Annotated in this window: 6 protein-coding genes; 3 read left to right on the top strand and 3 right to left on the bottom strand. The window is 70.0% G+C overall.

The window, feature by feature from the left end; genetic code table 11:
* Both ACTS11_RS03180 and iolD read right to left on the bottom strand, forming a co-directional pair.
* The coding region (locus ACTS11_RS03180) for a PfkB family carbohydrate kinase (protein ID WP_442638895.1) at window positions 1-531 on the bottom strand (531 nt) is incomplete at its 3' end.
* Entirely contained in the window at window positions 531-2,402 is a 1,872-nt protein-coding gene (iolD, locus tag ACTS11_RS03175) for a 3D-(3,5/4)-trihydroxycyclohexane-1,2-dione acylhydrolase (decyclizing) (RefSeq protein ID WP_442638894.1), read from the bottom strand. The genes iolD and ACTS11_RS03180, both read right to left, overlap by 1 nt.
* A gap of 112 nt (window positions 2,403-2,514) precedes the next feature.
* On the opposite strand from iolD, the gene ACTS11_RS03170 reads away from it, so the two are divergent.
* Genes ACTS11_RS03170 through ACTS11_RS03160 form a run of 3 tightly spaced genes read left to right on the top strand, consistent with a single transcriptional unit; the run spans window position 2,515 to window position 5,670 of the window.
* Entirely contained in the window at window positions 2,515-3,630 is a 1,116-nt protein-coding gene (locus ACTS11_RS03170) for a Gfo/Idh/MocA family protein (RefSeq protein ID WP_442638893.1), read from the top strand.
* Window positions 3,631-3,638: 8 nt separating this feature from the next.
* Entirely contained in the window at window positions 3,639-4,529 is an 891-nt protein-coding gene (locus ACTS11_RS03165; protein WP_442638892.1) for a sugar phosphate isomerase/epimerase family protein, read from the top strand.
* A gap of 4 nt (window positions 4,530-4,533) precedes the next feature.
* Complete coding sequence (locus tag ACTS11_RS03160; protein ID WP_442638891.1) at window positions 4,534-5,670, top strand: Gfo/Idh/MocA family protein; 1,137 nt, start codon at window positions 4,534-4,536, stop codon at window positions 5,668-5,670.
* Here the strand turns inward: ACTS11_RS03160 and ACTS11_RS03155 are convergent.
* Window positions 5,667-6,665: a LacI family DNA-binding transcriptional regulator gene (locus ACTS11_RS03155; protein WP_442638890.1), complete on the bottom strand. Its 999-nt coding sequence runs from the start codon at window positions 6,663-6,665 to the stop codon at window positions 5,667-5,669. The two genes, ACTS11_RS03160 and ACTS11_RS03155, sit on opposite strands and share 4 nt — an antisense overlap.
* Between the last annotated feature and the right edge of the window lie 96 nt (window positions 6,666-6,761).

Here is a 6,761-nt window from a genome sequence, read left to right as displayed (position 1 = left end):
GTAGATGGCATCGAAGGCCCAGCCGCCGGCGTTGCCCGCCGCGCGCGCCAGCTCGAAGGCGCGGAAGGCCGCGCCGCGCGAAGGTTCGGCGGCGAGGACGGTTCCGGTGGTGATCAGGCCCGAATAGGTGGCGTAGTCGACCGCCTCCACGTCCGCGACGTTCATCTCGAAATCGGCGGCGCCGTTGCGGTAGATGACCGACTGGTGGTCCTCGATCGTGGTTTCCACCACGGCGAGCGAGTTCCGCGCCTCGCCGCCCACCGATCGCACATGCGCGCGGCCCACGCCGTAACGGTCGAGTTCGTTCAGCGCGAACCGCCCGATGGCGTCGTCGGAGACGCAGGTGACGAGGTCGGCACGTCCGCCGAGCTTCACCAGCGCCACGCCGATATTGGCCGAGGAGCCGCCGAGGCAGGAGAAGAAATGCGTCGCGTGCTCGGTCTTCGTCCCCGGCGGCTCGGGGTAGAAGTCCATGCCCGCCCGCCCGATGATGACGAAGTTCCGGCCCTTCAGGCGCGAGAGGTCCGCCATCACACGCCCTGCCTCTGCCGGATGCGCGTCGCTTCCTGCTCGGCGTGTTTGTCGCGCACCTTCTCGCTCTCGGAAACCTCGGGCGTGCCGACCTCCCACCAGGCGTGGCCCTGCTTGGTCCAGCCCTCGTAGGGGTCGACCTGCATGACGATCACGGCGGTCTTTTCCGACGCCTTGGCGGCCTTGAAGGCCTCGGCCAGCTCCGCCGGGTTGGCGACGGTCACCGCGTCCGCGCCCATGGACCGCGCGTGCCCCTCGAAATCGACGGCGAAGGCCTCGGGCACGGTGGGGCAATCGGCGATGAGGTTGTTGAAGCTCTCGTTGCCGGTGTTGTTCTGCAGCTTGTTGATCACCGCGAAGCCGCCGTTGTCGAGGACGAGCACGATCAGCTTCTTCCGCGTGAGCACGGAGGAATAGATGTCCGAGTTCATCAGGAGGTAGCTGCCGTCGCCGACGAAGACGATGGTATCCCTGTCCGGTTCCACCTCGCTCTGGGCGATGCGGGCGCCCCAGCCGCCGGCGATCTCGTAGCCCATGCAGGAGAAGCCGAACTCGACGTCCACCGTCCCGATGTCGAGCGTGCGCCAGTTGGCCGTCACCTCCGCCGGAAGTCCGCCCGCCGCCGTCACCACGCGGTCGCGCGGATCGCAGAGGTCGTTCACCACGCCGATGGCCTGCGCGTAGGAGTTCGGTCGGTTCCCGGGGGCGACGTTCCCGGCGACGTAGGCGTCCCAGGCCTGGCGCTCCTGTTTCGCGTAGGACTGCCAGCTCGAGGGCGCGCGGTAGTCGCCCAGCGCCGCGCCGAGCGCGAGAAGCCCCAGCTTCGCGTCGCCGACGAGGGGCAGGGCGAGGTGCTTCATCGCGTCGTGGCGGCCCACGTTCAGCCCGATGAAGCGCGCGTCCCGGTCGAAGGCCGTCCAGGAACCGGTCGTGAAGTCCTGGAGCCGCGTGCCGACCGCGAGGACCACGTCCGCCCGTTCCGCGATGGCGTTGGCGCTGTCCGAGCCGGTGACGCCGATGGGCCCGATGTTGAGCGGATGGGTGGCCAGCATGTTGGCGCGGCCCGCGATGGTCTCGACCACGGGGATGCCGTGCGCCTCGGCGAAGGCGGTGAGCTCCGCCACGGCGCCGGAATACTGCACGCCGCCGCCCGCGATGATCATGGGCCGCTCGGCCGCCTTCAGCGCGGCGGCGGCCTCGGCCACTTCGGCGGCATCGGGGCCCTGCCGGCGGATGCGGTGGACGCGGCGCGCGAAGAAGGCCTCGGGGTAGTCGTAGGCCCAGCCCTGGAGGTCCTGCGGCAGGGCGAGGAAGGCGGGCCCGCACTCGGCGGGGTCGAGCATCGTGGCCAGCGCGGCAGGCAGCGTCTGGATCACCTGCGCGGGATGCGTGATCCGGTCCCAGTAGCGGGTCACGGCCTTGAAGGCGTCGTTGAGGCCGAGGGCGGGGTTGCCGAAATGCTCGAGCTGCTGGAGCACGGGATCGGGCAGACGCGTGAGGAACGTGTCGCCGCAAAGCATCAGCATCGGCAGACGGTTGGCATGGGCGAGCGCCGAGGCGGTCAGCAGGTTCGCCGTGCCGGGCCCGGCGCTGGCCGTGCAGAACATGAAGCGGCGGCGCAGATGATACTTGGCGTAGGCTGCGGCGGCGAAGCCCATGCTCTGCTCGTTCTGCCCGCGATAGAGCGGCATCTCCTCGCGCACGGGGTAGAGCGCCTCGCCGAGGCAGGGGACGTTGCCGTGGCCGAAGATGCCGAAGCCGCCGCCGCAGATGCGCGTCTCGACGCCGTCGATCTCGATGAACTGGTTCATCAGGTAGCGCACGATGGCCTGCGCCACCGTCAGCCGGATCGTGTCTCCGTTGCCGCTCATGTCTCCTCCCTGCGTGCCCCGATCCCCGCGTTTGCCGGTTGCGACGGAGCGAATCTCAGGATACGAGTTTTGCAACCGGTTGCAACCGGATTGCCGGGCTTGGGAGGGTGCCGTGCGCGAGATCGGAATGGGCCTCATCGGGGGCGGCTACATGGGCAAGGCGCATGCCGTCGCCCTCTCCGCCGTCGGCGCCGTGTTCGACACGGGGCTCCGGCCGCGCCTCGTCGCCATCGCGGCGGGCAGCCCCGCCTCGGCCGAACGCTACCGCGCCGCCTACGGCTTCGCCCGCGCCGCCGACGACTGGCGCGGCGTGGTCGCGGACCCCGAGGTGGAGGCCGTCGTCATCGCCTCGCCCCAGACGACCCACCGCGAGATCGCGCTGGCCGCCTTCGCCGCCGGCAAGCCCGTCTTCTGCGAGAAGCCGCTCGGCGCGTCGCTCGGGGATGCGCAGGCGATGGTCGCCGCAGCCGAGGCGTCCGGCCTTCCCAACATGATCGGCTTCAACTACGTCCGCACGCCCGCGACGCAGTTCGTGCGCAGGCTGCTGGCCGGGGGCGTCATCGGGCGGGTGACGTGGTTCCGGGGCGAGCATACGGAGGATTTCCTCGCCGACCCCGACTCGCCCGCCAACTGGCGCACCAGCGGGCGGCCCAACGGGACGATGGGCGACCTCTCGCCCCACATGATCAACTGCGCGCTGGCGCTGATGGGGCCGATCGCCGAGCTTTCGGCGCGGATCGAGACGCTGCACCAGACGCGGCCCGGCCCCGACGGCCCCGCCGCCGTCGACAACGACGACCACGCGCAGATGATGGTGCGCTTCGCCTCCGGCGCGATGGGACACCTCTATTTCAGCCGCGCGGCCACCGGGCGGAAGATGGGCTATGCCTACGAGATCCACGGCACGAAGGGCGCCATCCGTTTCGACCAGGAGGATCAGAACGCCGTCTGGCTCTACCGTGCCGAGGGGCCCGAGGCCACGCGCGGCTTCACCAGGATCCTGACCGGGCCGGAGCACCCGGACTACCTGCCGTTCTGCCAGGGGCCGGGGCATGGCACCGGCTACCAGGACCAGATCATCATCGAGGCGCGCGACTTCCTGCGCGCCATCGAGACGGGCGACCCCGTCTGGCCCACGTTCCGCGACGGGCTCGCCGTCGCCCGCGTCATCGACACCGCCTTCGCCTCGGCCGAGGATGGCCGCTGGCGCACCATCCCCGAGGAGTGAGAGGGAAAATGACCATCCGCATCGGCAATGCGCCCTGTTCCTGGGGCGTCGAGTTCGCAAGCGATCCGCGCAACCCGCCCTGGCGGCGGGTGCTGAAGGAATGCGCCGAGGCGGGCTATGGCGGGATCGAGCTCGGCCCCGTCGGCTTCATGCCCGAGGACCCCGCGATCCTTGCCGACGCGCTGGCCGAGAACGGGCTCGAGCTCATCGGTGGAGTCGTTTTCCGCGCCTTCCACGATCCGGACCAGTGGGACGACGTCCTCGACGGCGCGGTGCGGACCTGCAAGGCGCTGGTGGCCCATGGCGCGCGACACCTCGTCCTGATCGACTCGATCTCGCCCCGCCGCGCGCCGACGGCCGGACGCCCCGCCGATGCCGAGCAGATGGACGCCGCCGAATGGGCCGCCTTCCGCGACCGTATCGCCCATGTCGCGCGGATGGGGGCCGAGGAGTATGGCCTGACCGTCGGCATCCACGCCCACGCGGCGGGCTTCATGGACTTCGAGCCCGAGCTCGAGCGCCTCCTCGACGAGGTGCCGGAGGAGATCCTGAAGATCTGCTTCGACACCGGCCACCATTCCTATGCGGGCTTCGACCCGGTGGCCTTCATGCGCCGCCACATGGACCGGATTTCCTACATGCACTTCAAGGACATCGACCCGGCGGTGAAGGCCGACGCCATCGCGAGGGGCACCGGCTTCTACGAGGCCTGCGGGCAGGGCATCTTCTGCAATCTCGGGCAGGGCGACGTGGATTTCCCGGCGGTCCGGCAGCTCCTCCTCGACGCAGGGTTCGAGGGCTGGTGCACCGTCGAGCAGGACTGCGACCCGACGCTCGACGTCTCGCCCGTGGACGACGCGCGCGCGAACCGCGACTACCTCGCCTCCATCGGGTTCTGAGGGCATGGCCATGAAGCTCAACTGGGGCATGATCGGCGGGGGCGAAGGATCGCAGATCGGGCCGGCGCACCGGCTCGGCGCGCAGGCGGACGGGAACTTCGCCTTCGTCGCGGGGGCGCTCGACGCCGATCCCGCACGCGGGCGCGACTATGCGCAGCGCCTCGGCATCGCGGCGGACCGCGCCTATGGCGACTGGCGCGAGATGCTGGAGGGCGAGCAAGGCCGCCCCGACCGCGTGGACCTCGTGACCGTCGCGACGCCCAACTCCACCCATTTCGAGATCACGAAAGCATTCCTCGAGGCTGGCTTCCACGTCCTGTGCGAGAAGCCGATGACCATGACCGTCGAGGAAGGCGAGGAGATCGTTCGCGTCGCCAGGGCCTCGGGCCGGATCTGCGCAGTGAACTACTGCTATTCCGCCTATCCGATGGTGCGCGAGATGCGGCACATGGTCCGCACCGGGCAGATCGGGCGCGTGCGGCTGGTGGTGACGAACTTCAGTCACGGGCACCACGGCGACGCCACCGACGCCGACAATCCGCGCGTGCGCTGGCGCTACGACCCGGCGATGGCGGGCGTGTCGGGGCAGTTCGCCGATTGCGGCATCCACGCGCTTCACATGGCGAGCTTCGTCGCGGGCGACGAGGTGGAGCGCGTCTCGGCCGACTTCGCCTCGACCATCCCGAGCCGGGTGCTCGAGGACGACGCGATGGTGAATTTCCGCATGTCTGGCGGCACGGTCGGGCGGCTCTGGACCTCCTCGGTCGCCATCGGGCGGCAGCACGGCTTCGACATCCAGGTCTTCGGCGAGACCGGGGGGATGCGCTGGGCCTCGGAGCAGCCGAACCAGGTGCTCTATACCCCCGTGGGCGGGCGCACGCAGATCATGGAGAAGGGCGAGGCGGGCCTGTCGGACGAGGCTGCGCGCCTCAGCCGCGTCGCCATCGCGCATCCCGAGGGCTTCCCGCTGGCCGTCGCCAACATCTACGTCGACCTCGCCGCCGCGATCCGGGGGCAGGCGCGCGACGGGCTGCCCACGGCGGAGGACGGCCTCCGCTCCATGGCCGCGGTCCATGCCTGCGTCGCCTCGGCGCAGGCCGGCGGCGCCTGGACCGACGCGCGGCCGCCGATGTTCCGCTAGGGCAGGGGGCGCAGCGTCCCCCGCTCGATCACCCGGCAGGGGAAGAGCCGCGTCTCGGGGTGGCGGTCGGGCCGCGCGATCGTGCCCACGACGAGGTCGATCGAGGCCTCGATGATCTCGGCGATGGGCTGGCGGATGGTCGTCAGGTCGATGTTCTGCCAGCCCGCCATTTCCATGTCGTTGAGCCCGATCAGCCCGATATCCTCCGGCACCGACAGCCCGGCCTCGCCGATGGCGCTGAGCGCGCCGATCGACAGCACGTCGTCGCCGCAGAAATAGGCCTCGGCCGGTTCGGACATGAGGAGCTTGGTCATCTCGACGCGGCCCGCATGGAAGGAATAGGCGGTGGCGTAGCTGACCGTCGCCTCGACATCGGGGTAAGCGGAGAGCGCGCCGAAGAAGCCGCGCGCGCGGTCCTGGGTCGAGGTGGCGCTTTCGGGGCCGCCGAGGAAGGCCACCCGCCGGTAGCCGTGCCGCACGAGCGTCTCGGCGGCCAAGCGCCCGCAGGCGATGTTGTCGATGCCGACGACGTGGACATGGGGGCTGGTGCTGTAGCGGCCGAAGGAATGGACCACGGGCATCCCGGCGTCGCGGAAGGCCTCGGCGAAGCTCGGCGGCAGGGTCGAGGAGGCGACGATCACCCCATCGACCGAGTATTGCCGCAGCATCCGGAGCGAATTCGCGGGATCGGTTTCATGGCTGAGGTTGACGAGGAGCGGCCGCAGCCCCCGCTCCTGCAACCCGCGCGTGAAGCGGTCGAAGACCTCGAGGAACAGCGGGTTGTGGAAGTTGTTGGAGATGAGCCCGATCAGCTTCGTGCGCCCCGTCGTCAGCGAGGAGGCGAGCGCGTTGGGGCTGTAGCCGAGTTCCGCCGCGGCCTTCTGCACCTTGGCGCGGGTCTTCTCGGACACCGAGGCCCCTGCCGTGAATGTGCGCGACACCGCCGAGCGCGAAACGCCCGCACGCATCGCCACGTCCTTCAGTGTCACGTTCATGCCGTCTTCGGTCCTCCGGCGGTGAGGGGCGGCCAGCGTTATGCCCCGCTTTCAGGGCAAAAGTAAGAGTGCCATGAGCACAGATTTTTGCAACCG

The sequence above is a fragment of the Roseicyclus sp. genome (assembly GCF_052168335.1).
Lineage (GTDB): Bacteria > Pseudomonadota > Alphaproteobacteria > Rhodobacterales > Rhodobacteraceae > Roseibacterium.
Note: the sequence above shows the minus strand (reverse complement) of the source record. Positions and strands in the feature narration are given on the sequence as shown.

What these genes read in the sequence shown, in the direction of transcription:
- iolD (WP_442638894.1), bottom strand. Translation starts at nt 2,402, where the DNA reads ATGAGCGGCAACGGAGACACGATCCGGCTGACGGTGGCGCAGGCCATC.
- ACTS11_RS03165 (WP_442638892.1), top strand. Translation starts at nt 3,639, where the DNA reads ATGACCATCCGCATCGGCAATGCGCCCTGTTCCTGGGGCGTCGAGTTC.
- ACTS11_RS03160 (WP_442638891.1), top strand. Translation starts at nt 4,534, where the DNA reads ATGGCCATGAAGCTCAACTGGGGCATGATCGGCGGGGGCGAAGGATCG.
- ACTS11_RS03155 (WP_442638890.1), bottom strand. Translation starts at nt 6,665, where the DNA reads ATGAACGTGACACTGAAGGACGTGGCGATGCGTGCGGGCGTTTCGCGC.